Annotated in this window: 27 protein-coding genes; 8 read left to right on the top strand and 19 right to left on the bottom strand. The window is 61.6% G+C overall.

Features of this window, described 5'->3' with window-relative positions; genetic code table 11:
- The first annotated feature begins 94 nt into the window (after positions 1 to 94).
- The 6 genes from AC3IQ7_RS21260 to AC3IQ7_RS21285 all read left to right on the top strand — a co-directional run bounded on the left by AC3IQ7_RS21260 (position 95) and on the right by AC3IQ7_RS21285 (position 6,942).
- A complete protein-coding gene (locus AC3IQ7_RS21260; RefSeq protein WP_322428269.1) occupies positions 95 to 796 on the top strand; it encodes a pirin family protein in 702 nt (233 codons plus the stop codon).
- A 29-nt stretch (positions 797 to 825) separates the two neighbouring features.
- Positions 826 to 1,212, top strand: a complete 387-nt coding sequence (locus AC3IQ7_RS21265) for a DoxX family protein (RefSeq protein ID WP_099378313.1) — start codon at positions 826 to 828, stop codon at positions 1,210 to 1,212.
- Positions 1,213 to 1,372: 160 nt separating this feature from the next.
- On the top strand, positions 1,373 to 3,616 hold the full coding sequence (locus AC3IQ7_RS21270; protein ID WP_322428268.1) for a PhoX family protein: 2,244 nt from the start codon (positions 1,373 to 1,375) through the stop codon (positions 3,614 to 3,616).
- Between the two features lie 220 nt (positions 3,617 to 3,836).
- Positions 3,837 to 4,490 (top strand): GTP cyclohydrolase II, encoded by a 654-nt coding sequence (gene ribA / locus AC3IQ7_RS21275; protein ID WP_099378311.1) that lies wholly within the window; start codon positions 3,837 to 3,839, stop codon positions 4,488 to 4,490.
- A 71-nt stretch (positions 4,491 to 4,561) separates the two neighbouring features.
- Positions 4,562 to 5,965 (top strand): S1 family peptidase, encoded by a 1,404-nt coding sequence (locus AC3IQ7_RS21280; protein ID WP_099378310.1) that lies wholly within the window; start codon positions 4,562 to 4,564, stop codon positions 5,963 to 5,965.
- Positions 5,962 to 6,942 (top strand): FHA domain-containing protein, encoded by a 981-nt coding sequence (locus tag AC3IQ7_RS21285; protein ID WP_489207265.1) that lies wholly within the window; start codon positions 5,962 to 5,964, stop codon positions 6,940 to 6,942. The genes AC3IQ7_RS21280 and AC3IQ7_RS21285 overlap by 4 nt, the downstream gene beginning before the upstream one ends.
- 96 nt (positions 6,943 to 7,038) lie before the next feature.
- Here AC3IQ7_RS21285 and AC3IQ7_RS21290 read toward each other — a convergent pair whose 3' ends face one another.
- Positions 7,039 to 7,695: a CCXG family PEP-CTERM protein gene (locus AC3IQ7_RS21290; RefSeq protein ID WP_099378308.1), complete on the bottom strand. Its 657-nt coding sequence runs from the start codon at positions 7,693 to 7,695 to the stop codon at positions 7,039 to 7,041.
- A 520-nt stretch (positions 7,696 to 8,215) separates the two neighbouring features.
- Between AC3IQ7_RS21290 and AC3IQ7_RS21295 the strand changes: the two genes are divergently transcribed.
- Complete coding sequence (locus AC3IQ7_RS21295; protein ID WP_099378307.1) at positions 8,216 to 8,554, top strand: MmcQ/YjbR family DNA-binding protein; 339 nt, start codon at positions 8,216 to 8,218, stop codon at positions 8,552 to 8,554.
- On the opposite strand, the gene AC3IQ7_RS21300 is transcribed toward AC3IQ7_RS21295, so the two are convergent.
- On the bottom strand, positions 8,555 to 9,175 hold the full coding sequence (locus tag AC3IQ7_RS21300) for a TetR/AcrR family transcriptional regulator (RefSeq protein ID WP_099378306.1): 621 nt from the start codon (positions 9,173 to 9,175) through the stop codon (positions 8,555 to 8,557).
- Between the two features lie 91 nt (positions 9,176 to 9,266).
- On the opposite strand from AC3IQ7_RS21300, the gene AC3IQ7_RS21305 reads away from it, so the two are divergent.
- Positions 9,267 to 10,481, top strand: a complete 1,215-nt coding sequence (locus tag AC3IQ7_RS21305) for an MFS transporter (protein ID WP_322428265.1) — start codon at positions 9,267 to 9,269, stop codon at positions 10,479 to 10,481.
- Between the two features lie 3 nt (positions 10,482 to 10,484).
- Here AC3IQ7_RS21305 and AC3IQ7_RS21310 read toward each other — a convergent pair whose 3' ends face one another.
- The 17 genes from AC3IQ7_RS21310 to nuoE all read right to left on the bottom strand — a co-directional run bounded on the left by AC3IQ7_RS21310 (position 10,485) and on the right by nuoE (position 26,876).
- Positions 10,485 to 10,787: a hypothetical protein gene (locus AC3IQ7_RS21310; protein ID WP_322428264.1), complete on the bottom strand. Its 303-nt coding sequence runs from the start codon at positions 10,785 to 10,787 to the stop codon at positions 10,485 to 10,487.
- A gap of 57 nt (positions 10,788 to 10,844) precedes the next feature.
- Positions 10,845 to 12,008 carry a PQQ-dependent sugar dehydrogenase gene (locus AC3IQ7_RS21315; RefSeq protein ID WP_489207266.1) on the bottom strand — a complete coding sequence of 388 codons (1,164 nt, stop codon included), beginning with the start codon at positions 12,006 to 12,008 and terminating at the stop codon, positions 10,845 to 10,847.
- 36 nt (positions 12,009 to 12,044) lie between these two features.
- Positions 12,045 to 12,548 (bottom strand): 2-C-methyl-D-erythritol 2,4-cyclodiphosphate synthase, encoded by a 504-nt coding sequence (gene ispF / locus AC3IQ7_RS21320; protein ID WP_322428262.1) that lies wholly within the window; start codon positions 12,546 to 12,548, stop codon positions 12,045 to 12,047.
- A gap of 13 nt (positions 12,549 to 12,561) precedes the next feature.
- On the bottom strand, positions 12,562 to 13,293 hold the full coding sequence (ispD, locus tag AC3IQ7_RS21325) for a 2-C-methyl-D-erythritol 4-phosphate cytidylyltransferase (RefSeq protein WP_489207267.1): 732 nt from the start codon (positions 13,291 to 13,293) through the stop codon (positions 12,562 to 12,564).
- Between the two features lie 12 nt (positions 13,294 to 13,305).
- The gene (locus tag AC3IQ7_RS21330) at positions 13,306 to 14,001 is read right to left on the bottom strand and encodes a hypothetical protein (protein WP_233516156.1); all 696 of its coding nucleotides are present in this window, start codon (positions 13,999 to 14,001) and stop codon (positions 13,306 to 13,308) included.
- A gap of 8 nt (positions 14,002 to 14,009) precedes the next feature.
- A complete protein-coding gene (locus AC3IQ7_RS21335; RefSeq protein ID WP_099378299.1) occupies positions 14,010 to 14,582 on the bottom strand; it encodes an NUDIX domain-containing protein in 573 nt (190 codons plus the stop codon).
- Between the two features lie 57 nt (positions 14,583 to 14,639).
- Positions 14,640 to 14,963 (bottom strand): DUF2818 family protein, encoded by a 324-nt coding sequence (locus AC3IQ7_RS21340; protein ID WP_099378298.1) that lies wholly within the window; start codon positions 14,961 to 14,963, stop codon positions 14,640 to 14,642.
- Positions 14,964 to 14,966: 3 nt separating this feature from the next.
- Positions 14,967 to 16,469, bottom strand: coding sequence for an NADH-quinone oxidoreductase subunit NuoN (gene nuoN / locus AC3IQ7_RS21345; RefSeq protein WP_099378297.1), 1,503 nt, complete (start codon positions 16,467 to 16,469; stop codon positions 14,967 to 14,969).
- Between the two features lie 16 nt (positions 16,470 to 16,485).
- The gene (locus AC3IQ7_RS21350; protein WP_072452736.1) at positions 16,486 to 17,985 is read right to left on the bottom strand and encodes an NADH-quinone oxidoreductase subunit M; all 1,500 of its coding nucleotides are present in this window, start codon (positions 17,983 to 17,985) and stop codon (positions 16,486 to 16,488) included.
- 29 nt (positions 17,986 to 18,014) lie between these two features.
- On the bottom strand, positions 18,015 to 20,114 hold the full coding sequence (gene nuoL / locus AC3IQ7_RS21355) for an NADH-quinone oxidoreductase subunit L (RefSeq protein ID WP_034749978.1): 2,100 nt from the start codon (positions 20,112 to 20,114) through the stop codon (positions 18,015 to 18,017).
- A 46-nt stretch (positions 20,115 to 20,160) separates the two neighbouring features.
- The gene (gene nuoK / locus AC3IQ7_RS21360) at positions 20,161 to 20,469 is read right to left on the bottom strand and encodes an NADH-quinone oxidoreductase subunit NuoK (protein ID WP_010399724.1); all 309 of its coding nucleotides are present in this window, start codon (positions 20,467 to 20,469) and stop codon (positions 20,161 to 20,163) included.
- Positions 20,466 to 21,098, bottom strand: coding sequence for an NADH-quinone oxidoreductase subunit J (locus AC3IQ7_RS21365; protein ID WP_034779507.1), 633 nt, complete (start codon positions 21,096 to 21,098; stop codon positions 20,466 to 20,468). The genes nuoK and AC3IQ7_RS21365 overlap by 4 nt, the downstream gene beginning before the upstream one ends.
- Before the next feature lie 65 nt (positions 21,099 to 21,163).
- Entirely contained in the window at positions 21,164 to 21,652 is a 489-nt protein-coding gene (gene nuoI, locus AC3IQ7_RS21370; RefSeq protein ID WP_010399726.1) for an NADH-quinone oxidoreductase subunit NuoI, read from the bottom strand.
- A gap of 14 nt (positions 21,653 to 21,666) precedes the next feature.
- Positions 21,667 to 22,749 carry an NADH-quinone oxidoreductase subunit NuoH gene (gene nuoH / locus AC3IQ7_RS21375; RefSeq protein ID WP_099378296.1) on the bottom strand — a complete coding sequence of 361 codons (1,083 nt, stop codon included), beginning with the start codon at positions 22,747 to 22,749 and terminating at the stop codon, positions 21,667 to 21,669.
- Positions 22,749 to 25,082, bottom strand: a complete 2,334-nt coding sequence (gene nuoG, locus AC3IQ7_RS21380) for an NADH-quinone oxidoreductase subunit NuoG (RefSeq protein ID WP_099378295.1) — start codon at positions 25,080 to 25,082, stop codon at positions 22,749 to 22,751. The genes nuoH and nuoG overlap by 1 nt, the downstream gene beginning before the upstream one ends.
- 22 nt (positions 25,083 to 25,104) lie before the next feature.
- Positions 25,105 to 26,400, bottom strand: coding sequence for an NADH-quinone oxidoreductase subunit NuoF (nuoF, locus tag AC3IQ7_RS21385; RefSeq protein WP_010399729.1), 1,296 nt, complete (start codon positions 26,398 to 26,400; stop codon positions 25,105 to 25,107).
- Positions 26,397 to 26,876: an NADH-quinone oxidoreductase subunit NuoE gene (gene nuoE / locus AC3IQ7_RS21390; protein ID WP_034749989.1), complete on the bottom strand. Its 480-nt coding sequence runs from the start codon at positions 26,874 to 26,876 to the stop codon at positions 26,397 to 26,399. The genes nuoF and nuoE overlap by 4 nt, the downstream gene beginning before the upstream one ends.
- Positions 26,877 to 26,882 lie beyond the last annotated feature (6 nt).

Consider the following 26,882-nt stretch of genomic DNA (forward strand, 5'->3'; position numbering starts at 1 on the left):
CGTACTGCGAAGGGCAGAAAAGAAGCCACGGCACAGCGCCAGGCAACGGTCCTTCGAAATTATCGCACATTAACTTATAGAAACGGAGTCCTCCATGTTACAGATTCGTCATAGCGAAGAACGCGGCGCCGCCAACCACGGCTGGCTCAATTCCCACCACAGCTTTTCCTTCGGCAGCTACCACGATCCGCTGCACATGGGCTTTGGCCCCTTGCTGGTGATCAATGAAGACAGGGTCACGCCTGGCCAGGGTTTCGGCACGCACGGCCACCGCGACATGGAAATCATTTCGTATGTGCTCGACGGCGCGCTGGAGCACAAGGACAGCATGGGCACCGGTTCCGTCCTGCACTACGGCGATGTGCAGCGCATGAGCGCCGGCAGCGGCGTGCGCCACAGCGAGTTCAACCACTCGGCAACGGATGGCTTGCACTTCCTGCAGATCTGGATACAGCCGAACGTGACGGGCATTCCCCCCAGCTATGAAGAGAAACACTTCACGCCGGACAGCAAACGGGGCAAGCTGCGCTTGATCGCCTCCTCCGACGGCCGCCAGGGTTCCGTGCTGATCCACCAGGATGCGGCGATCTACGCCAGCATCCTGCAGGAAGGCGAACAGGCCGAACATGCGCTCGACGAAGGCCGCCTCGCCTATGTGCACCTGATCCGCGGCAGCCTGGTCGTCAACGGCACGCCCTTGAAAGCGGGCGATGCGCTGAAATTGACGCAGGAAGCGGCCGTGAGCATTACCCAGCCGGAAGACGCGGAATTTCTGCTCTTCGACCTGCCTAAATAATTGATAAAAATAAAGAAAAGGAAACAAACATGAAAAATAATACGGATATCCTGCTGCCCCTCGGCCGTGCCGCCCTTGGCGTGCTGTTCTTTGTCTCGGGCTTGCTGAAAATCGGCGGCTTTGCCGGTGTGGCCGGTTACATGGCCAGCCAGGGCTTGCCGATCGCCAATATCTTGCTGGTGGGCGTGATCGTCCTGGAAGTGGGCGGCGGCTTGCTCTTGATCACGGGCTGGCAGGCGCGCTGGGCGGCGCTGGCCCTGGCGCTGTTCCTGATCCCGACGACGCTCATCTTCCACGCCTTCTGGAGCGCCGATGCGGCCCACTTCCAGGACCAGTTGACGAACTTCCTGAAGAACCTGTCCATCTTCGGCGGCATGCTGTTGCTGGTGGAGCGCGGTTTTCGCCAGGCCAGGTAAGACCAAGGCTGCCTGACCGGACGGGCCCGTCACGGACGCGGTCCGCCCGGCCGGCCGGCAGCCTGTCACCGTTTTGTCATCAAGCTGACATGGCGCGGTCACATACACTGACTATCATGCGGTTGCCATTTAATCACGCAACCACAGGACATCGCAGCCCATGAACAAGCCCAACGATCTGGCCATCCGCGCCACCGATCTGAACGACATTGACAGCAACGCGTCCCACGACAACCATTTCAACAGCATCCTGAACGCCCGCCTGAGCCGCCGCAACTGGCTGCGCGGCAGCGCCGTCACGGCCGCTACCGCCGTCATGGGTTCGATGGGCCTGTCCGCTTGCGGTGGCGGCAGCGACGCCATCGCCGTCACGCCGACGCCGACACCGACGCCCGAAAAACTGCTGGCCTTCACGGCCGTGCCGAAAAGCCTGGCCGACGTCGTGTCGGTGCCGGCAGGCTACACGGCCACGGCCCTGTATGCGCTGGGCGACTCGCTGCGCGCGGCCACGCCAGCGTACAAGAATGACGGCAGCGATACCGATTTCGACAACCGCGCCGGCGACCATCACGACGGCATGGAATACTACGGCCTGTCCGCCGCCGGTGCGCCGCTGGCGTCCGGCGCCGAACGGGGCTTGCTGGCGATGAACCACGAAGCGACCACGGACGAAACACTGTCCTCGCACTTCCTGCACGTGAATGGCGGCACCACCTCGCTGCCCCGCCCCGCCGCCGAAGTCGACAAGGAAGTGGCCGTCCACGGACTGAGCGTGGTGGAAGTCAAAAAGACGGGCAGCGCCTGGGCCACCGTCAACGATTCCGCCTTCAACCGCCGCGTCACGCCGCTGACGGACATCGAGCTTGCCGGCCCCGTGCGCGGCAACGCCCTCGTCGTCACCAAGTATTCGCCGACCGGCACCAAGACGCGCGGCACCATCAACAATTGCGGCACGGGCAAGTCGCCTTGGGGCAGCTACCTGTCCGGCGAAGAAAACTGGGCCGGCTACTTCACCCGCTCGGCCACCGACAATGCGGCGCGCGGCGACAAATCCGTCGCTTCGCTGAACCGCTATGGCCGCAGCCAGGGCGGCGCCTCGCGCCACGGCTGGGAAACGGGCGGCAGCGACGACAAGTACGCGCGCTGGAACCTGAGCAAGATCGGCGCATCCGCCAACGGCAGCGACGATTACCGCAATGAATTGAATGGCATGGGCTACATCGTCGAGATGGACCCGTACGACAAGACCAAGGCCATCCGCAAGCGCACGGCGCTGGGCCGCTACGCGCACGAAAGCGCCGCCTTCAGCGTGCCGGCCGTGGGCCAGCAACTGGCCGTGTACATGGGCGACGATTCGCGCAACGAGTACATCTACAAATTCGTCACGACCGCCGTCTGGGCCGCCGCGGACGCCAATCCGGCCGACCGTATCGCCACCGGCGACAAATACCTCGATTCGGGCAAGCTGTACGTGGCCAAGCTGGCCGCCGACGGCACGGGCCAGTGGATCGAGCTGGCCATGTCGAACGCGCTGATCCAGGCGTACAGCGCCTACAAGTTCGCCGACCTGGCCGACGTGCTGGTGAATGCCCGCCTGGCGGCCGACGCCGTGGGCGCAACAAAAATGGACCGCCCGGAATGGTGCTCGGTCAACCCGGCGAATGGCGAGATCTACTACACGCTGACCAACAATTCGAACCGCACCGTCAATCCGAGCGGCTCGTCGCAACTGGCGCCGGACAGCGCCAACCCGCGCGCCTACACGGACATGAAGGGCACGACGGCGCAAAACGGCAATCCGAACGGCCACATCATCCGCTTCAAGGAAGGCACGGGCGCGGCCGCGGCCACCAGCTTTACCTGGGATGTCTACCTGTTTGGCGCCGAGAGCGGCGCCGACGCCAGCAAGATCAACCTGTCGAACCTGACGGCCGAGCAGGATTTCTCCAGCCCCGACGGCCTCGCCTTCAGCCCCTACACCGGCATCTGCTGGATCCAGACGGACGATGGCGCGTACACGGATGTCACCAACTGCATGATGCTGGCGGCCATCCCCGGCAAGGTCGGCGATGGCGCCAAGTCGACCCTGAACTACGCGACGGCGGCCGGCGGCAACCTGGCCGTCGACACCTTCATCGGCAAGAAACCCACGGCCGACACGCTCAAGCGCTTCCTGGTGGGGCCGGTCGGCTCGGAAATCACGGGCATCAGCGAAACGCCCGATGGCAAGACCATGTTCATCAACATCCAGCATCCGGGCGAAAATACCAAGCTGGCGAATATCGGCGATCCGTCCAAATACACGAGCCAGTGGCCGGCCAACGCCGGTTATGGCGCCGGCAAACGCCCCCGCTCGGCCACCATCGTGATCACCAAGAACGACGGCGGACGCATCGGCAGCTGATGCACCGTGCCTGGCGGCAGCCGCCGCCAGGCAAAGCCGGCAATTCACCTTGTAAAAGAAGGAAGTGCCCCTAAGTAAGGCTTATCACCAGACATTGCAACGACCGAATGGCAGCCAGGGAAAACGTTTCCCTGCTTTTTGGTATGATGGCAAGGCGCGCCGGCACCGGAGTGGTGTCGCGCGCCTTTTATTTTTGATAATTACTTATATGAGCACAACCATGCAAAGCGGCGCAGACCTCCTGGCGACAGGCGAATTGGATTACACGACTTCCTGCGCACTGCCGACGCCGTGGGCCCAGTTCACCCTGCACGCCTTTGTCGAACACGCCACGGGCAAGGAACACCTGGCCATGGTGCTGGGCGATATCGGCAACGGCGAACCGGTGCTGGCGCGCGTGCATTCCGAGTGCCTGACGGGCGACGTGCTGTTTTCGCAGCGCTGCGACTGCGGCGCGCAGCTTGAAGGCGCCTTGAAACGCATCGCCGAGGAAGGTCGCGGCATCTTGCTGTACCTGCGCCAGGAAGGACGCGGCATCGGCCTGATCAACAAGATCCGCGCCTACCGCCTGCAGGAAGCGGGCGCCGACACGGTACAGGCAAATGAGCAGCTGGGTTTCAAGGCCGACGCGCGCAACTACACCTTGTGCAAGCCCATGTTTGCACAGTTCGGCATCAATAGCCTGCGTTTGATGACGAACAACCCGCGCAAGATCGCCGCCATGGAAGCGCTGGGCATCACGGTGGCCGAACGGGTGCCGCTGCTGGTCAACCGCAACGCCTTCAACCAGCACTACCTGAATACCAAGCAAAGCAAGCTCGGCCACATGATGACGCCGGAAACGGCACCGGCACTGGAAGACGGCGCCCTGTAGTCCCCCGGGGCGGCGCGCAGCGGCGCGTCACCCGGGCGCCGGCCTCGCTCCTGCTCACGCACAAAGGATGCATGAAATTATCTAACTACGCCTGCTTGCTGGCCAGCCTGTGCGCTGGCGCAGGCGCACACGCGGCGCAGGCGCCTGCGCCAGCCGCGCTCCCCACCGCATCGACTCCCCCCATCAAGCCGCCGCCGGCCACCGCCGCGCCCGCCGCCACCGAACATGCGGCCCTGCCGCCGCCCTCATCGGCCGCGCAAAAGCTGTACACGGCCGCGCGCGCCGACATCCTGCAAGTGCGCGTGCTGCTGAAGAACGGCCGCACGCAATCGTCCGTCGGCTCGGGCTTTTTGATCGGCACGGGCGACTTGGTGGTCAGCAACTATCACGTCGTGTCGCAATTCGCCCTCGACCCCGATACCTATGTGGGCGAGTGGGTCGACACGAGCGGCCAGCGCGGCAATGTGGAATTGCTGGCCGTCGACGTGCTGCACGACCTGGCGGTATTGCGCGTGAACCGCCACGGCACGGGTTTCTTCAAGATGCCGGAGCCGCTGGCGCCGCTGACCCAGGGCCAGTACCTGTATTCGATGGGCAATCCGCTGGACCTGGGCTTCGCTATTTCGGAAGGCTCGTACAACGGCGTCGTCACGCGCAGCTTCTACGACCAGCTGATGTTTACGGGACCGATCAATTCCGGCATGAGCGGCGGCCCCAGCGTCACCGCGAATGGCGACGTCGCCGGTGTGAACGTGTCGAAACGCCTCGACGGCGAACTCGTCAGTTTTCTCGTGCCCGCCCGCTATGCGCAGCAATTGCTGGCCAAGGTGGCGCAGCAAGGCAAGCCGCCGAAGGACTTCAAGCCGCTGGTGACGGCGCAACTGCTGGCGCACCAGGAAGTCATGCTGGCGCGCCTGCTCGATACGCCCTTGAGCCTGAAAGCCATGGGCCCGTATCGCGTGCCCGTGCGCGAGTCCGACCAGATGCGCTGCTGGGGCCGCTCCAACGTCAAGTCCGACAAACCCTACATGCTCGACAACACCAGCTGCGCCATGGAATCGGCCATCTTCATCTCCGGCGCCCTGCAGACGGGGCAAGTGTCGATGCGCCACGAATTTTTGCGCAGCAGCGAACTGGGCCCGCTGCGCTTTTCCGAGCTGGCCAGCGCTTCGTTCAAGAATGAAAGTTTCGGCAGCTACAAGAGCGTGAATCTGACCGGCCCGCAATGCACCGAACAGTTCGTCAAGAACACCACCCTGCCCCTGCGCGCCATCCTGTGCGTGCGCGCCTACCGCAAGTTTACGGGACTGTACGACTTTGCCCTGCTGGCCGCCAGCACCGATGAGCCACTCATGAGCCTGCAAAGCCGCATCGACGCGCGCGGCGTATCCTACGCCAACGGCATGCGCGTCACGCGCACCTTCCTCGAAGCGCTGTCGCGCGCGCCCTCCACCACCAGCAGCCGCAAGCCATGAAAGCACCATACTTCATCGAAATCCTCGCCGAGAATGGCGAGGTGCGGCAACGCCAGCGGATCGAATCCCTGCCGATCCGCATCGGACGTGGCTACGACAACGACTTCATCCTCGACGACGCGCATACGGCCGCCGCGCACGCCATTGTCGAGGACGACGGCGCGGGCGGCCTGCTGCTGCGCGACCTGGGCAGCCAGAATGGCGTGATCCACCGGGGACAGCGGCAACTGCAAGTGGCCATGAGCGGCAACAGCATCGTGCGCCTGGGCCACACGCGCCTGCGCGTGCGCGCCAGCGACCAGCCGGTGGCGCCCGAACTGGGCGACACGACCAGGCACGACTGGGAAGGCTTGCGCCCGGCCGTTGCCGGCCTGACCATGATCGGCGCCTCGGCCGCCTTCAGCAACTGGCTCAGTGATGCGGACGCCTTCGAACCCATTTCCTACCTGATGATCATCGCCTACGCGCTGGCCGGCGGCCTCGTGTGGGCGTCAATCTGGGCCGTGGCAAACCGCCTGTTTGGCCATGTGGCGCGCTTCGGCCGCCACCTGTTCATCATCGGCTGCGGCTTGCTGGCCATGGAAGTGTGGGAATTGGGCAGCAACGTGGCGGCGTATGCGCTGTCGCTGGAAGTGCTGACGCGCTACGGACGGCATATGTTCATCGTCATTGTATGCGTCATGATCTACTACCATTTATGCACGATCAAGCCGCAGCATCCGCGCCGCTTCGGCCTCGTCGCCATCGTGCTGGCCATCCTTGGCTCGACCCTGATCCTGCTGAGCAACCTGCAGGCCAGCGGCCGCCTGGCCGACGAGCCCTACATGTCCGTGATCTATCCGCCAGCCTTGCGCCTGAGCCCGAATCACACGACGGACGCCTTCTTCCGCGATGTGGCCAGCCTGCAGCGCGCCGTCGACGCCGAGCGCGGCCAGGCGGCCAAGGGCGCCGACGAAGACGAAGACAGCGGCGATTAAGCCGCCATGCAAAAAGCCCGCCGTGTCCTGGCAGACCGGCGGGCTTTTTTACGTGCGCCGCGAGGCGCGCAGAAGAGTGCTACTTAAGACTTGCGCTTAAAACTTGTCATCTTGCTTGCGGCGCGCCGTGAAACCCAGCAAGCCCAGGCCGATCAGCAGCATGGCATAGGTGCTTGGTTCCGGCACGGCCGACACCAGGCCATCGGTGCTGGAAAAGCTGGCGAAATTGTTGTTGCCCGCCTTGAACTGGACTTGCTGGCCGCCATCGCAGCAGTTTTCCAGGCCAAAGATGCTCAAGGTGTGGTTGCCGGCCGACAAGGTACCCGAACCGCCGAGGAACTGGCTGCTGCTATTGTAATTGCCAGCCCACCACAAGTCGCTGCTCTTGAAATCCAGCGCAACGCCGTCGAGGAACAGGGCGCCGCCCTTGCCGAAATCGACGCCGCTGCGGAAGCTCCAGGCACCCGCATCGGCTGCGCTGACGCCAAAATTGATCACCGACTTGAAGGCAACGTTGCTGCCGGCGCCAAACAGGCTGCTATTCGTGAAGTTGTTGTAGCTGGCGATCGTTGTCGTGCCATAGCCGGCGCCCGGCGTGGCCACGGCGGCATTCACCACGGACTGGTAAGCGGCGGCGGAAGCTTGCGCGCCGGCGTTCGAGTAGCCGGTGGACACGGTGATGGTGCTGGCGTTCGCGTGGGAAAACACACCAGCGACGATCAGGGACAGGGCGAATTTAGGCAAGTTTTTCATGATAAGTATCCAGTCAGTAAGTATTCAACGGGCGCAACAGGCGTGAAGGCGCTTGAGCTGAATACACGCTGCATTGAGGCGTGTCGGCGTAGCGCAAGAATTGCAAGGATGAGCGGTCGGGGACGTGGCTTCCGCAAAACAGCGCGGACTTGCGGCGTGCCATGGCGGCACTGCAAGCGTCCTGGAAAGGGTTCGGGTTCCCGGGACAAAACCAGACAGTTGACGGGTCAGGTGAACGTTGAATCTATTCTATCTTAAATTCCCTAGAAGAAAAGTATTTTTCTTTTAGTCATGTAAGATACTTTTATGACAATCACACGCAAACAGGCTGAACAGGCCTGCCTGGACGGGCATTTTGCCCCTGGAGCGGTAGCCGGACCTGTCGCGCAAGCGCCACAAGCGCGCGCGACAGTGTCGCATCGTGCGCATTTCTTTTCGCATGCCGCTGCACCACGGGGCGAAACAGCATGGCAAAATGTAGTCACGCTGCTATCTGTCCGAACTGGGGGGGGAAAGAGGAATGGTCGACCTGGAAGAACTACGCTATCTGGCACTGTCGTTTCCCGACGCCACCGAGGAAGAACACCACGACCGTCCGGCCTTCCGCGTGGGCGGGAAGATCTTTGCCACCCTGCCCGATGACGAGCACATCAACGTTCTGCTCGATGCGGAAGCGGCGCATATCGCCACCGTCATCACGCCGTCAGGCTGCGAGAAGCTGTGGTGGGGCGAACGCCTGGCCGGCATCACGGTGCGCCTGGCGGATGCCGAACTGGACATGCTGGCCGCCGCCCTGACGGCCGCCTGGCGGCGCAAGGCGCCCAGCGACCTGGCCAAGACCATCGCCCCGACAGGCTAGTTACAGCGGCCAATTGCGCAGCAGCAAGCCCACCATCTGCTGCAATTGCTCGCGCGAGACGCCGGCGGCCGCCTGGATGGCCATGCCCTGCGACAGGGTCACGACAAAGCGCGCCTGCTGCTCGGGGCAGGAATCGGGCGGCAAATCCCCCTCTTCCTTCGCGCGCCGCAAGCGGTCGCGCAGCTTGATCTCACCGCGCAGCCGGCGCGCGAACAATTCATCGCGGATCGGCAAGGCATCGTCGCTGCAGGCCAGCGCCGCATTGACGCCCATGCAGCCGTGCGGACCGTCCGGCATGGTTTGCGCGTCGACATACTGCGTCAGCAAGGCTTCCACCACCTGGCGCGCCGTCGGCTGTTCCAGCGCCGCGTCGAAAAACCGCATGCGCGTGTCACTGTAGCGCTCGAGCGCCTTGTGGAACAATTGCTCCTTGTTGCCGAACACGGCATACAGGCTGGGCCGGTTCATGCCCATGGCCTTCGTCAATTCCGGCAGGGAACTGCCTTCATAACCCTTTTCCCAGAACACTTTCATGGCGCAATCGAGCGCCTCGTCCGCGTCGAACGTGCGTGGCCGCCCCGTTTTCGCCTTGACGGCTTCCTCTTTTTTATCTTGTTTCATACCGTTCGGTAAAAAATTATTGACAACAATGTCCGCCTGCCCTGATTATATACCGACCGGTTAAAAACCTCCGGGCTTTTCAGGAACCCCTATGCACACACCTTCCAACCCTACTGACGACGATACCACCGTGGCGCCGTGGCTGGCCGTCTTGTCCGTCGGCATCGGCGCTTTCGCCCTCGTCACCTCCGAATTCCTGCCCGTCGGCCTGCTGCCGGCCATGGCCGCCGAACTGGCCATCAGCAAGGGCCAGGCTGGCTTGATGATCACCACGCCCGGCATCGTTGCCGCCTTTGCCGCCATCTTCGTCACCGTCGGCTCGGGCCGCCTGGACCGCCGCATCGTGCTGCTGGCCCTCACGGCCCTGCTGGTCGCCTCGAACCTGCTGGTGGCGCTAGCGCCTTCATACGCGTGGATACTGCTGGGCCGCGCCATGCTGGGCGTGGGCGTGGGCGGCTTCTGGGCCATCGGCAGCGCCATCGGCCCGCGCCTGGTGGCGCCGCAACATGCGTCGCGCGCCATGTCCATCATCTTCGCCGGCGTCTCGCTGGGCACGGTAGCGGGCGTGCCGGCCGGCGCTCTGGTGGGCGAGCTGGTGGGATGGAGAGTGGCTTTCGGCGCTGCCAGCGCCATTGCCGTGCTGGTCTTCCTCGGCCAGCTATTGCTGCTGCCCAAACTGCCACCGACGCAGGCCATCCGCTTGCGCCAGTTGCCGATGATTTTCGGCATCCGCAAGGCCAGGCTGGGCCTGATCGCCACGGCCATGCTCTTCACGGGCCAGTTCGCCGCCTACACGTATATCGCGCCCTTCCTCACGCAAATCTCGCACCTGGCGGCCGGCACGGTCAGCGCCATGCTGCTCGTGTACGGCGCTTCCGGCTTCATCGGCAACCTCGTGGGCGGCTGGGCCGCCGGCCGCTACGAACGGGCCGCGCTGATGGTGACGGGCGCCGTGCTGGGCTTGTCCACCCTGGCCCTGGCTGCGTTCGGCAGCCATTCGCTCACCGCCATGCTGCTGGTGGCCGTGTGGGGTTTCGGTTTCGGCGCCATGCCGATCGCCGTGCAGACGTGGATGTTCAAGGCGGCGCCGCACTTGATGGAAGGCAGCAGCGCGCTGTTTGTCGCCATCGTGCAAGTGTCGCTGGCGTCCGGCGCCTTGCTGGGTGGCATGGCCGTCGACCGGCTAGGCGTGTCCAGCGCGATGGTGGTAGGCGGCCTGTTCGCCCTCGGCTGCGCTCTGACGATCGCCATCTTCGGCAAGCCGCAGGCCAGCGTCAAGGCCGGCGCGGCCTGCATCGCATCGTAGGTATCAAATGCGGCCGCGGCGAAATTCGCCGAGAAATTTCGTCACTTCGGCCGGCGTCATCACCACGTCCGCGTCGCCGTGATATGCGTACAGGAAAGGCGTGCCGCCCAGGCGGTCCGTCAGCTTGGCAAAGAGCAGAAAACGGCTGCCAAGCGGATAGCGCTGCAGGTCGACGAGGCGGCGCGAACACTGCACGGCCAGTTCCGGTGAAAAAGCCTGGCCCGGCACGGGGCGGATTTCCACGCGGCCATGAACCGCGCGCGATTCGACGGCGACGTGCCGGTATGCATAAGTATCACGGGCCATGCCGCCACCTTGAATGAAGTAAAGGCGCCATCTTAAGCGAAGTGGGCGCCTGCCGTGCTACTGCGCCACGATGCGCAGCAAGCGTCCCTTGTCTTCATCCGTCAGCGCGTACAGATAGCCATCCGGCCCCTGGCGCACGTCGCGCACGCGCGCGCCGATGGACAGGCGGTCCTGCCCCGTCACCTTGCCATTTGCATCGACGGCGATGCGGCGGATATCCTGGGCCGCCAGGCCGCCGCTGAAGATGCTGCCGCGCCAGGCGGCAATCTTGTCGCCCGTGTAGACGGCCAGCCCCGACGGCGCCGGCGATGGCACCCAGGCCACGCTCGGATTGAGCATGCCGGCCACTTCATGCTTGCCGACCGGTTCGTGCGTCGTGTAGTCGGCGCCATAGCTTTGCAAAGGCCAGCCGTAGTTGCCGCCCGCCACCACCAGGTTCAGCTCGTCGCCGCCATACGGACCGTGTTCCGTGGCCCACACGCGGCCGGAGACGGGATCGAGCGCCAGCCCCTGCACGTTGCGATGCCCATACGACCAGATTTCCGCCAAGGCGCCCTTGGCCGCCAGCGGATTGCCGGGCGCCGGTTTGCCCTCGTCCGTCAGGCGCAGGATGGAACCCTGGTGCGTGGCCAGATTCTGTGCCTGCTCGCGCGCCAGGCGGTCACCGATGCGCAACGGCGGATTGCCGCCATCGGCCACGCTCATCAGCAAGGTGCCGTCCGGCAGCCACAGCAGGCGTGAACCGAAGTGCTGCCCGCCGCTCTTGTCCGTGGCGACCTTGAACAGTGTCTGGATGCCCGTCACCTTCTTGCCGTCGAACACGCCGCGCACGAGCGTCGTGCGGTTGGCGTCATTCGTGCCCGTCGACACCGTCATGTAGACGCGTGGATTCGGCTTGCTGGCATCTTGCGGGTGAATGACGATATCGAGCAAGCCCCCCTGCCCGCCCGTAAATACCTTGGGCATGCCTTCCAGCGCCACGTCCTCGAATTTCTTGCCGTTCAGCAGGTGCAAAGTGCCCTGCTTGCTGGTGACGAGCGCGCGCCCCTCGCCCAGCCAGGCGATGCCCCACGGCTGGCGCACGCCCTGCGCGACGGTCTCGGCCTTCCAGCCCTGTTTCGCGGCGGGCGGCTCGCCCGTGGCTTGCAGTTCGGCCCAGGCCGATGGCGCGGCGGTCAGTGCCCATGCAAGCACAATGCTGATACGGCGTCGCTGGAACATGCTCTCTCCTGTCAGTGGTCGATCATCGGTGGCGTATCAGGCGCGCAGCAGCAAGGCCACGGCTTCGGCCGCGATGCCTTCTTCACGGCCCAGGTAGCCCAGTTTTTCATTTGTCTTGGCCTTGATGTTGACCTGGCCCACACTCACGCCCAGGTCTTCCGCCACATTGGCGCACATGGCGGCGATGTGCGGCGCCATTTTCGGACGCTGGGCGATAATGGTGGCGTCGATATTGCCGATGATATAACCGGTCGCCTGCACGCGGCGCACGGCTTCGCGCAGCAGGGTGCGCGAATCGGCGCCCTTGAATTGCGCGTCCGTGTCGGGGAAATGGCGGCCGATGTCGCCCAGGGCGGCGGCGCCGAAGATGGCGTCCGTAATCGCGTGCAGCAGCACGTCCGCGTCGGAGTGGCCGAGCAAGCCCAGGTGATGGGGGATGTTCACGCCGCCGATGATCAGGTCGCGGTTTTCCACCAGCGCGTGGCAGTCATAGCCCTGGCCGATGCGGAAAGGCAGTACGGGAGTGGTGATGGTCGTCATGCGGTCTTTCTGTTCAGGATTCAAGGATGGGCCAAGAGTGGGCCAAATATAGCTCGGCCGTGTGTATGTCGCGCGGCAAGGTCACCTTCAGGTTGCGCGGGTGGCCCTCGATCAGTTTCGGCGCCAGGCCCAGCGCTTCGACGGCGCTGGCGTCGTCGGTAATCGCTTGCGGATCGGGCGCTTCGGACAAGGCTTTGTGCAGCAGCGCATAGCTGAACATTTGCGGCGTCTGCGCCAGCCACAGGCCGTCGCGCGGCACCGTCTGCGTCGACAGGCCGCCCGGCCCGGCCCGCTTGACGGTATCGACCACGGGCAAGGCCAGCAAGCCGCCGGCCGGATGCGCGCCGACTTCGGCAATGAGTTTTGCGATCAGTGCCGGCGTCAGACCAGGGCGCGCCGCGTCGTGCACCAGCACCTGGTCGTGGGCAGCGATGCTGCCGTGCAGCGCCTGCAGGCCATTCAGGATGGTTTCCATGCGCGTGGCGCCGCCGCAGCGCAACACCGATACGCCAACCCCTGCGCCGTGTTCCGGCACGACAGTATCAATCATGCCATCCTCCGCGCTGACGACGACATAGGTATGCGCTATCAGGGGGCTGGCGAGAAAGGCGTCGAGCGCGTGGCGCAGCATGGGTTTGCCGGCGATGGGTAAATACTGCTTGGGACTGCCCGCTTCCATGCGCGCGCCCACGCCGGCGGCGGGGATCAACGCAAAGTAACGGACACTATTCGGTGCTGCTGTCATGCCATTCCTTGTCTAGTTGCCGGGCGCTGTCTTGCCCGTCAGGATATTCTGGATCTCGCCCTTGCACGCCTTGCCCAGGCGCGCATATTCTTGCGGAGAATCAATGGCCGCCTGCAAGGCTTCCACCTTGCGCATTTCGGCCTTGACGTATGGCAACCAGCCCGTGTCAATCTCGCGCGCCAGCGCCGCCTTGGCCGTGCCGCTGGGCGCATACAGGGGCCGCGCCTCGAAGCGCTTGGCCAGCGCCGCGCGCACGGTCTTTTCCACGCGCGGCAAGTGCTCCATATAGGTTTTCATGTGCCGCAGCTCGTGCGCAAGTATCTCATCATACGCGCAAGTGCCGGGGGCAAACTCGCGGCCGATATAGATCACCACGGGCGCATACGTCAGGGTCACGGTGATCTGCGGCGCCACGCATTCATAGCCGCTGGCCGGGTCCTGCAGCATGGGACCGGCCAGGGCGATGGCCACGCGCGAATCCGTCTTCGTCAGTCCCAGCACCCAGGTATTCGCGCGCGCCGTACCCTTCATCACCGTCAACGCCTTGTACGGCAGATGCGTGTCGATGCTGTAGCCGTTCTGCTGCGCCGTCAGCACGGACACCGTCTTGCTGATCGTGTCCTCGCAGCGCACCTGGAACGGCGTGCGCGCCTGCGCCTGCGCCTCCAAGGTGATGCAGGTCAGCAGCAGAAAAAGAACCGTGCGCATGCGCAGGATCAAGCTGCTTGCCAGGCGCCGCTGGTAATCTTGTCGAGCCAGAAGATGCCGATGACGGTTTTCACGTCCGTGATCGTGCCATCCTTGACCCAGTCGAGCAGCTGCGGCACGGTGGCCGTGAATGTCTCCAGGAATTCGCCCTCGTCGAGCTGGCGTTCGCCGGCCACCAGGCCGCGCGCCAGGAACAATTCCAGGTGTTCGTCGGAATACGCGATGGCGTTATGGATGGTGGAGACGAATTGCCAGTCGCTGGCCGTGTAGCCCGTTTCTTCCAGCAACTCGCGCTGGGCGCACGCCAGGTGCGATTCTCCCGCATCGATCTTGCCGGCCGGGAATTCAATGAAGACCCTGTCCAGCGGATAGCGGTACTGGCGTTCCATCAGCACCGTGCCATCGTCGAGAAGCGGCAGGATGACGACGGCGCCCGGATGCAGCACGAATTCGCGCGCCGTGATCTTGCCATCAGGTAAGGCAACACGGTCGCGCTGCACGCGCAGGAAGCCGCCTTGGTAGACGAGCTCGCCGTCCACCTTGGTTTCAATCAATTGCGTATCAGTGGCTTGGGTATCCATGGGATTCCTTTATTCAATAAAAAACGGCGCCAGAGGCGCCGCTTTCGGAGATGTTGCCTAGCGGCGTTTGCGTAAATAACGGCTCACAAACCCCGGGAAAGCCAGCACCAGGAACAGACAGCCTGTGATGGCGTAGAACTCCCACGTCTGCGGGAAACCGTTGCCGATGCGCGCTTCGAGCGCGAATGCCACGGCGCCGACGATGAAGTACAAAATCACCATCTCCAGCAGGCGCAGCGCCAGCGGCTTGCGCCAGCCCTGCTCTGCTTGCGCCGCCTTTTTCAAGGGTACGGCGGCAAACAGTTTCTCGTTCAGGAAAGGCAGGTTGGCGCCCAGGATACCCAGGGCGATCACCAGCCAGCTCGAAGCGGTGACATCCATCGGTCAGGACGCCAGGGTCTTGGTGATGGCGGTCGCGCAGGCAGCCAGAATGCTGTTAGGCATCACACCCAGCGCCAGGACGAACACGCCGTTCAAAGCCAGCACGACGCGCATGTCGCCATGCACGACCAGCGCATTGCTGTCCGTCGGCTCGTCAAACCACATCATTTTCACGACGCGCAGGTAGTAGAAGGCACCGATCAGCGAGAACAGCACGGCAGCGATGGTCAGCCACAGCTGGCCCGTGGCCAGCACGGAAGCCAGCACCGAGTACTTGGCCATGAAGCCCATCAGCGGCGGCACGCCGGCCAGCGAGAACATGAACAGGGTCATCACCAGCGCGAAGATCGGGCTGCGTTTGCCCAGGCCCTTGAAGTCGGCCAGTTCTTCTGCTTCGAAACCATTACGTGCCAACAACATGATCACGCCAAAGGTACCCAGCGTGGTGAACACGTAGGTGATGACGTAGTACATCGAAGCGCCGTAGGCGGTGGCTGCGCCAGCCGCGTTCAGGGTGTTGTTCGGTGCGTCAACGGTACCGGACAGCAAGCCCAGCAGAACGAAGCCCATTTGTGCGATGGTCGAGTACGCCAACATACGCTTCAAATTGGTTTGCGCGATGGCGGTGAAGTTACCGATGGCCAGCGACATCACGGCCAGCACCAGCAGCATTTGCTGCCAGTCATGCGCCATCGGCAGCAAGCCTTCGGCCAGCAAGCGCAGGGTGATGGCAAACGCGGCCAGTTTCGGCGCCGCGCCCAGCAGCAGGGTCACTGCCGTTGGCGAACCTTGATACACGTCAGGCACCCACATGTGGAATGGCACGACGCCCAGTTTGAAGGCCAGGCCGGCAACCAGGAACACCAGGCCGAAGACCATGATGGTGCCGTTGGTCTTGCCGTTTTCCAGCGCCACGCGCAGTTCGCCCAGGTCCAGCGTGCCGGACGCGCCGTACAGCATCGAGATACCGTACAACATGAAGCCGGAAGCCAATGCGCCCAGGATGAAGTATTTCATGGCCGCTTCCGTGGCCTTGGCATTGTCACGGCGCAAAGCGATCAGTGCGTACAGCGACAGCGACATCAGTTCCAGACCCAGGTAGATGATCAGGAAGTTGTTGGCCGAGATCATGATCATCTGGCCCAGCAGTGCAAACAGGGCCAGCACGTAGAACTCGCCGCCCAGGTTACCCGACAGCATGTTGCGGTCGGTGGCATAGGCACGCGAGTAGATCAGGGTCAGCGCCACGGCGCCGTACGAGAACAGTTTCAGCAGCTGCGACATCGGGTCCGACACGAACATGTTGTGGAACGTGTAGACGGTGGTGCCCGCGTTGAAGTCGCCCACGGTCAGCAAGGCGCAGCCGGCCAGGGTCAGCAAGGCCAGCACGTAAGTGATCGAACGCTTCGCCGCAGGCAAGAACATATCGATCAGCAAGAGCGCCGACGTGGCGATCAGCAGAAAGATTTCCGCGTACAGCGGTACCAGATTAGGTGCATTAGTCATGTTATCGGTCTTCTATTTAAGGCAACTTGCTGGTGGCGACATGCTGCAGCAGGTCAGCAACCGAAGTTTGCATCGTGTCGGTGAACGGGGCTGGGTACAGACCCATCACGAGCACGGCGATGGCCAGCACAGCAAGCATGAAGAATTCACGTTTGTTGATGTCGGTCAGTTCGGCCACATGCTTGTTCTTGATCTTGCCGAACACCACGCGCTTGGCCATCCACAGCGAGTACGCCGCACCCCAGATCAGTGCCGTTGCAGCCAGCAGACCGATCCAGAAGTTGTATTTCACTGCGCCCAGGATCACCATGAACTCGCCGACGAAGCCGGAAGTGGCTGGCAGACCGCAGTTGGCCATCGAGAACAGCACGAAGAAGGCGGCAAATTTCGGCATGCGGTTCACGACGCCGCCGTAGTCGGCGATATTGCGGGTATGCATGCGGTCATACAGCACGCCGATGCACAGGAACATCGCGCCGGAGATGAAACCGTGCGAGACCATCTGCACGATACCGCCCTGCACCGAAATGTCGTTGAACATGAAGAAGCCCAGGGTGACGAAGCCCATGTGCGCGATCGACGAATAGGCGACCAGTTTTTTCATGTCGGTTTGCACCAGGGCAACCAGACCGATGTAGATCACGGCGATCAGCGACAGAGTGATCATGAAGCCCGACAGGTAGTGGCTGGCGTCCGGCGTGATCGGCAACGAGAAACGCAGGAAGCCGTAGGCGCCCAGTTTCAGCATGATGGCGGCCAGCACGGCGGAACCGCCGGTAGGCGCTTCCACGTGGACGTCCGGCAACCACGTGTGGACGGGGAACATCGGCACCTTGACGGCAAACGCCATCAGGAAGGCCAGGAAGATGAAGATCTGTTCGTTCATCGTCAGCTTGAACGCATGCCAGGCCAGGATGTCAAAGGTGCCCGACACATTGCGCAGGTAGATGATGGCAACCAGGGTCAGCAGCGAACCGAAGAAGGTGTACAGGAAGAACTTGAACGACGCGTACACGCGGTTCGAACCGCCCCAGATACCGATGATGATGAACATCGGGATCAGGGTTGCTTCAAAGAAGAAGTAGAACAGCAAGCCGTCCAGCGCGCAGAACACGCCGATCATCAGGCCCGACAGGATCAAGAACGAACCCATGTACTGGGCGATGCGCTTCTCGATCACTTGCCAAGCGGAAATGACGACGATGACGGTGATGAACGCCGTCAGTGGCACGAACCACAAGGACAGGCCGTCGATACCCAGCGAGTACCAGATATTGAAGGTTTCAATCCACGGTGCTTTTTCGACGAATTGCATGCCGTGTGCGGCGTTGTCGAAATGCTGGATCAGCGGCAAGGTGCACAGCATGCTGAGCACGGCGCCAGCCAGCGACAGCCAGCGGGTAAAGCCCGCTTTGCTGTCACGGCCGAGAGCCAGGATCAGGACGCCGCAAATGATCGGCACCCAGATCGACAGACTCAGGTAAGGAGGTAGTGTAGAAATCGTAGACTGCATCATGGTTCTCAGTATTCTTTTATCAGGTCAGCTTACTTAGCGGGCCAGAATGGCAGGAAATAGATCAGGAAGCCCAGCACGCCCAGGATCATCACGAATGCATAGTGATAGATGTAGCCGGTCTGCAACACTCGCGACAGCGAGGACAGCCAGGCGACGACCTTGGCGCTACCGTTGACCAGCAGGCCATCGATCAGCTTCTTGTCACCGAAGTTCCACAGGCCATTACCCAGCAAGCGGGCACCGCCGGCGAACACGACTTCATTGAACTTGTCCATGTAGTACTTGTTGTCCAGCAGGGTGTGGATCGCGTGGAACTTGGCAAAGAACCAGGCCGGTACACGCGGGTTGACCATGTAGCAGTAGTAGGCTGCCACCACGCCGGACAATGCCAGCCAGAACGGTGCCGTCGACAGGCCGTGGATCGCCATCGCCATTGCGCCGTGGAATTCATGCGACAACTCTTCCATTGCTGGATGGTTTTCGCCGACGAAGATCACGCCCTTGAAGAAATCGCCATGCAGCATCGGGCCGATCGTCAGGTAACCGATGATCAGCGAAGGAATCGCCAGCATCACCAGCGGGAACCAGACGACGAATGGGGATTCATGCGGCTTCTGGCCAGGTTCCAGACCGTGGTGCGCGTGGTCGTCTTCCTCTTCCTCGTGATGATCGTCATGTGCATCGCCGTGCGCGCCATGGGCCGCTTTCGGTGCGTGATGGTCGTCATGACCGTGCGCGTGCGCCTGGCCGAAACGTTCCTTGCCGTGGAAGACGAGGAAGTACATGCGGAACGAGTAGAAGGCGGTGACGAACACGCCAGCCAGCACGGCGAACTGGGCAAAGCCAGCACCCCAGATGTGCGTCGCTTCGACGGCTTCGATAATGCTGTCTTTCGAGTAGAAACCGGAGAACAGCGGCGTGCCGATCAGGGCCAGCGAACCGACCAGTGACGTGATCCACGTGATCGGCATGTATTTGCGCAGGCCACCCATGTTGCGGATATCCTGATCATGGTGCATGCCGATGATGACGGAACCGGCGCCCAGGAACAGCAGTGCCTTGAAGAATGCGTGTGTCATTAGGTGGAACACGGCCACGGAGTACGCGGACGAACCCAGCGCGACGGTCATGTAGCCCAGCTGCGACAGGGTCGAGTAAGCGACGACGCGCTTGATGTCGTTCTGGATGATGCCCAGGAAGCCCATGAACAATGCCGTGATGGAGCCGATCACCAGGATGAAGGACAGTGCCGTGTCGGACAGTTCGAACAGCGGCGACATGCGCGAAACCATGAAAATACCGGCCGTCACCATCGTCGCGGCGTGAATCAGTGCCGAGATCGGGGTAGGACCTTCCATCGAGTCAGGCAGCCACACGTGCAGCGGGAACTGCGCCGACTTGCCCATCGCGCCGATGAACAGGCAGATGCAGGCAACGGTCAGCAGGGCCCAGTCGGTACCTGGCAGGCTCAACAGAGCCAGTTCGTCTTTCTTGGCGAACACTTCCTGATAGTTCATGGTGCCGGCGTAGGCCAGCAGCAGGCCGATGCCCAGGATGAAGCCGAAGTCGCCCACGCGGTTGACGAGGAAAGCCTTCATGTTGGCCACGATGGCCGTCGGCCGCTGGTACCAGAAACCGATCAAGAGGTAAGAGACCAGGCCCACGGCTTCCCAACCGAAGAACAGTTGCAGGAAGTTGTTGGCCATGACCAGCATCAACATCGAGAACGTGAACAGCGAGATATAGGCGAAGAAGCGGTTGTAGCCTTCGTCGTCCTTCATGTAGCCGATCGTGTAGATGTGCACCATCAGGGAGACGAAGGTGACCACGCACATCATCATCGCCGACAGCGAATCGATCTGGAAGCCCACTTCCATCTTCAGGGTGCCGATCGTCATCCAGTTATAGATCGTGCCATTGAATGTCGCGCCATCCATCACTGCCAGCAGTGTCTGCACGGACAGGATGAACGCAATCAGTACGCCCAGGATCGTCGCGGTATGCGACGTCTTGCGTCCGACCAAATTACCCAGGAACTGGGTGCCAAGCAAGCCTGCAATCGCGGCACCGGCCAGCGGCGCCAGCGGTACGGCAAGAAGGAGGTTAGGGTTGAGGAGTTGCCCCGCCATGATGAACCTTAATCGTTATTATTCGAGAGATCGAGTCTGAAAAACATCAGCCTTTGAGGCTGTCCAGGTCTTCGACGTTGATGGTATCCAGATTACGGAACATCACCACCAGAATAGCCAGACCGATAGCCGACTCAGCGGCGGCAACCGTCAGGATGAAGAAAACGAAGATCTGACCGGCCGCGTCGCCCATGAAATGGGAGAACGCGATGAAATTCATATTCACCGCCAGCAGCATCAATTCGATTGCCATCAGCAATACGATGATGTTCTTGCGGTTCAGGAAAATACCGACGATCGAGATTGCGAACAGGATCGCGCCCAGGACCAGAAAATGTGTGAGCGATAATGTCATGGTGCCTCCTTAACTTCCGGCTCAGCCGCAGGACGCTCGACAACCGCGTCCATCTTGATGATCTTCAGGCGGTCGTTGCGCTTGACGCGCACGGCGTCGCCTGGAGCAAAGTGCTTGGTGTCCTTGCGTTTGCGCAGGGTCAGTGCAACCGCGGCAACGATGGCCACCAGCAGCACGACGGCAGCGATCTCGAAGGCGAACACATATTTCGTGTAGATCAGCAGGCCCAGTTCCTTGGTGCCGCCCAGGTTGACGTTCACCGGAGCGATGCTAGGCGCAAAGTTGCGGAAACCGTGCCACAGAACAGCGGCCATTTCCAGCACGATGATCACGCCCACCGTCACCGACAAAGGCAGATAGCCCCAGAAGCCTTCGCGCATGCGGTCGATATTGATATCGAGCATCATGACCACGAAGAGGAACAGCACCATCACGGCGCCGACATACACCAATACCAGCACGATGGCCAGGAATTCAGCTTGCAGCAGCATCCAGATGCCGGCCGCGGAGAAGAAGGACAGTACCAGGAACAGTACTGCGTGGACCGGATTACGGGCCGTGATGACGCGCGTCGCTGCCAGAATCAAGATCAGCGCGAAGGCGTAAAACAAAATTGTTTTAAAGTCCATAAAAAACCCAATAGACGTACAGATGAACGAGGGGCGCGCCGCAGCCAGGGGCTACGGCGCATCCATCAGCGATAAGGTGCGTCGGCGGCGCGCGCAGCGGCGATGTCATTTTCATAACGATCACCTACGGCCAGCAACATCTCTTTCGTGTAATACAAATCCCCGCGTTTCTCGCCGTGGTATTCCAGGATTTGCGTCTCAACGATCGAATCAACCGGGCAGGACTCTTCGCAGAAACCGCAGAAGATGCACTTGGTCAAGTCAATATCGTAACGCGTGGTGCGGCGCGAACCGTCGTCACGCTGTTCCGATTCGATCGTGATGGCCATCGCCGGGCAAACTGCTTCGCACAGTTTGCAGGCGATGCAACGTTCCTCGCCGTTCGGGTAGCGGCGCAGCGCGTGCAAGCCACGGAAACGCGGCGAGATCGGTGTCTTCTCTTCCGGGAATTGCACCGTAATCTTGCGCGAAAACATGTACTTGCCTGTCAACGCCATGCCCTTGATCAGCTCGCCTAACAAGAGGCTGCTGAAGAAATCTTTTACCTTATCCATTCGTATGCACTCTCTTACTTCCAAATATTCCAGGATGTCTGCATCCAGGCAGCGACGAAGACCAGGTAGACCAGCGTCAACGGGATAAACACTTTCCAGCCGAGGCGCATGATCTGGTCATAACGGTAGCGTGGGAAAGTACCGCGCACCCAGATGAACACCGACACGATGAAGAAGGTCTTGGCGAACAGCCAGAAGAAGCCGCCGAAACCACCCCAGAACTCGAGGAAGGCAAATGGTGCGGACCAGCCACCGAGGAACATGATCGAAGCCAGCGCGCCGATCAGGATCATGTTGGCGTATTCGGCCAGCATGAACATGGCGTAGGCCATGCCCGAGTACTCGACCATGTGGCCGGCGACGATTTCCGACTCGCCTTCGACGACGTCGAACGGGTGACGGTTGGCTTCAGCCAGACCCGACACCAGGTAGATGACGAACATCGGCAGTAGCGGCAGCCAGTTCCACGACATGAAGTTCACGCCTTTTTCGGCGAAGTAACCGATTTGCTGGCCGCCAACGATGTCGATGAAGTTCAGGCTGCCCGAGACCATCAGCACGATGACCATCACGAAGCCCATCGGGATTTCATACGAAATCATCTGTGCCGAAGCGCGCATGGCGCCCATGAACGAGTACTTCGAGTTCGAGGCCCAGCCGGCGATGATGATGCCGTAAACTTCCATCGAGGTAATCGCCAGCAGCAGCAGCAAGCCCGCGTTGACGTTGGCCAGCACGGCTTCCGGACCGAACGGCACGACCGACCAGGCGGCCAGGGCCGGCATGATGGTCATGATCGGGCCGATCACGAACAGGCCCTTGGCGGCCTTGGCCGGGATGATGATCTCTTTGAACAAGAGTTTCAGCGCATCGGCGATCGGTTGCAGCAGGCCCAGGGGACCCACGCGGTTCGGGCCGACGCGGATCTGGATCCAGCCGATCAGCTTGCGCTCCCACAGGGTGGCGTAAGCAACCAAGCCCATCAGCGGCAACAGCACGCACAGGATCTTGATCAGGGTCCAGAAGAACGGCCAGGTACCGCCCAGCAAATCCTGGCCGGTACTGTTGATGACGTTTACAAATTCAGGCAGAGCCATCAGATTTTCCCCTCTGCTGTTTCAACTGTGATGTCACCGAACATGCCGCCCAGGTTAGCCGTCGAGGCATGCGCCGCCGACACTTTGACCACATTGGCTGGCAGGCCGGCGTGAATTGCCGCCACCAGGATGGCGCTGCCGGAGCCTTGCGCCACTTTGACCTTGTCGCCCGCCTTGATGCCCAGCTTTTCAGCCAGCGCCAGGGACAGGTGCGCTTGCGGCGCGGCGCCATCGACCGTGCGCAGCAGCGGTTCGGAGCGGCGTACCAGCGCGTCGGCGAAGTAGATCGGCACGTCGGCGATGCGTTGCAGCGCAGGCGACGCCGGGGCGTAGCTTGCCGCTTCCGGTGCATTTTTCGCGATGTTGTTCAGCTGTGCCGACAGATCGGTCACGCCGGCACCAAACGCTTCGTCGCGGATCGCTTCGGAGGTGTCGTAGTCGAAACCGGCCAGGCCCAGGATGTTGCCCAGGACGCGCAGCACTTTCCAGGCTGGACGGGTATCGGCCAGCGGTTTCACGGTGCCGTTGAAGCTTTGCGCGCGGCCTTCGCAGTTGACGAAGGTGCCCGAGGTTTCAGCGAACGGGGCGATCGGCAGCAAGACATCGGCGTAATCCATGCCGTGCTTGAAGGCGGACATGGCCACGACCATGTCGGCGCCATCCAGGGCGGCGCGGGCCGCTTGTGGATTGGCGGCATCGAGTTCCGGCTCGGCGTGCAGCAGCACGTAGGCTTTTTTCGGTACGGCAAACGCTGCTTGCACGTTGGCGCGCGGCTTGGCGACCAAGTGCGCGCCAACCGTGTTGGCCGCTTCCGTCAGGTAACCCAGCTTGGCGCCCGTCTGTTCGGCGATCCATTGCGCGGCAGCATGCAGTTGCGACGCTTGCGGGTGTTGCGTTGCCGCGTTACCCAGCAGCACGGCGCCGTTGTCGCCAGCCATCAGGCTCGCTGCGATGGCGACAGCCACGTCCGAAGCGTTGACGGCTTCGAAGCCTGCAGGCGCCGTAATTTCTTTCGCTTTAGCAACAGCGACGACCACTTCCGACAAGGCCGCCAGCCAATCGCTAGGCGCCACGATCATCTTGTTGGCGATGGTGATCAATTGATCATCGTCCGAGGCGTGCAGGATCGACAGCTTGGCGCCGCCCTTGACGGACGCGCGCAAACGCGTGGCCAGCAATGGGTGATCCTTGCGCAGGAACGAGCCGATGACGAAGGCGCGCTTGATCTGGCCAAATTCGTTAATCGGCATGCCCAGCCATGGCTTGACGCCAGCGTCCAGCGCGAAGTCGGTCTGGCGCAGGCGGAAGTCGACGTTCTCGGAACCGAGACCGTTGGCGACTTTTTGCAGCAGTACCAGCTCTTCGACGGTCGAATGCGGCGTTGCCAGCGCGGCGATGGCGTCGGCGCCATGCTCGTGCTTGATATTTTTCAAACCGTGCGCCACATATTCCAGCGCCGTTTGCCAATCGACTTCTTTCCACTCGTTGCCTTGTTTCAGCATCGGGGAAGTCAGGCGCTCGGCACTGTCCAGCGCTTCGTACGAGAAACGGTCCTTGTCCGAGATCCAGCACTCGTTGACGGCTTCGTTTTCCAGCGGCAATACGCGCTTGACCTTGCCAGCTTTCACTTGCACGATCAGGTTCGCGCCCAGACCGTCATGCGGGCTGACCGATTTGCGGCGCGACAGTTCCCACGTACGGGCGCTGTAACGGAACGGCTTCGAGGTCAGTGCGCCAACCGGGCACAGATCGATCATGTTGCCCGACAGTTCCGAGTCGACCGTCTGGCCGACGAAGGACACGATTTCCGAATGTTCACCGCGGCCGATCATGCCCAGTTCCATCACGCCAGCCACTTCCTGGCCAAAGCGTACGCAACGGGTGCACTGGATGCAGCGCGACATTTCCTGCATGGACACCAGCGGACCGGCTTCCTTCGGCTGCACGACGCGCTTGTCTTCCTTGTAGCGCGATTCGCTCTTGCCGTAACCCACTGCCAAGTCTTGCAACTGGCATTCGCCGCCCTGATCGCAGATAGGGCAATCGAGCGGGTGGTTAATCAGCAAGAATTCCATGACCGACTTTTGCGCCTGCACAGCTTTATCGCTGGCGGAACGCACGATCATGCCGGCACTGACCGGGGTCGCACAAGCGGGCAAAGGCTTGGGCGCCTTTTCCACTTCGACCAGGCACATGCGGCAGTTCGCTGCGATCGACAATTTCTTGTGATAGCAGAAGTGCGGAATGTAGGTTCCCAATTTGTTGGCGGCGTCCATCACCATGCTACCAGCAGGGACTTCGACTTTTTTGCCGTCTATTTCGATTTCAACCATGGTGATCGTTACCTGACGCAGCTTAGATATATGCGGGCACTAAGCAATGCTTGTGCTCGATATGATATTCAAATTCTTCACGGAAATTCTTAATGAAGGCCCGTACCGGCATGGCAGCCGCATCGCCCAGCGCGCAAATGGTGCGGCCCTGGATGTTGTCGGCGATCGAGTTGAGCATGTCCAGGTCGTCTGGACGACCCTGCCCCTGCTCGATGCGGTGCACCATGCGGTACATCCAGCCTGTGCCTTCACGGCAAGGCGTACACTGGCCGCACGATTCTTCAAAGTAGAAGTAGGACAGGCGTTCCAGCGCCTTTACCATGCAGCGTGTTTCGTCCATCACGATGACGGCGCCCGAACCCAACATCGAACCGGCTTTCGCGATCGAGTCGTAGTCCAGGTCGGTCTGCATCATGATGTCGCCGCGGATCACCGGAGCGGACGAACCGCCAGGGATCACGGCCTTGATCTTTTTGCCACCGCGCATGCCGCCTGCCAGTTCCAGCAGGGTCGCAAACGGGGTGCCGAGCGGCACTTCGTAATTGCCCGGTTTTTCCACGTCGCCCGAGATCGAGAAGATCTTCGAACCGCCGTTGTTCGGCTTGCCCATCGCCAGATATTTCTCTGGACCAATGTTCAGCACGAAAGGCACGGCCGCGAAGGTTTCCGTGTTGTTGATCGTCGTCGGCTTGCCGTACAGGCCAAACGAGGCAGGGAAAGGCGGCTTGAAGCGCGGCTGGCCTTTCTTGCCTTCCAGCGATTCGAGCAGGGCCGTTTCTTCGCCGCAGATGTAGGCGCCATAACCATGGTGCGCGTGCAACTGGAACGAGAACTCGCTGCCCATGATCTTGTCACCGAGGAAACCGGCGGCGCGCGCCTCTTCCAGCGCTTCTTCGAAACGCAGGTATTCCTGGAAGATTTCACCGTGGATATAGTTGTAGCCCACGGTGATGCCCATCGCATAAGCGCCAATGGCCATGCCTTCGATCAGGGCATGGGGATTGTAACGAATGATGTCGCGGTCCTTGAAAGTGCCCGGTTCGCCTTCATCTGTATTGCAGACGAGGTATTTCTGGCCCGGGAACTGGCGCGGCATGAAGCTCCACTTCAAGCCGGTAGGGAAACCCGCGCCGCCACGGCCGCGCAAGGACGAAGCCTTGAGGTCGGCAATGATCTGTTCCGGCGTGATTTTCTCTTCCAGGATACGCCGCAGGGCGCTGTAGCCGCCGCGGTTCACATAATCTTGCAAATGCCAGTTCTTGCCATCCAGATCCTTCAGGATCAATGGATCGATATGGCGGTTGTGGAGTGACGTCATTTCTTGAGTTCCTCCAGCATGGCGTCGATTTTCTCGTTCGACATCCAGCTGCACATGGTTTTATTACTGACCAGCAAGACAGGCGCATCGCCGCAAGCACCCATGCACTCGCCTTCAACCAGGGTGAACTGGCCGTCTGCGGTGGTTTCGCGGAAATCGATGCCCAGTTTCTGCTTCAGGTAGTCTGCAGCGCGCACGCCGCCCGACAGGGCGCATGGCAGGTTGGTGCACACAGTGATCTTGTGCTTGCCCACGGGTTTCACGTTGTACATATTGTAGAACGTGGCCACTTCCTGCACGGCAATCGCCGGCATGCCGATGTAATCGGCCAGTTCCTTCATGGTTTCCGGCGCCAGCCAGCCCAGTTCATCCTGGGCATGGGCCAGCGCGGCCATGACGGCCGACTGACGCTGGTCGGCCGGATACTTGGCCAGCTCGCGGTCAATTTTCTTATAGCATTGCTCTGATAACAACATACTTTT

It is taken from the genome of Janthinobacterium sp. GL_088 (assembly GCF_057837845.1).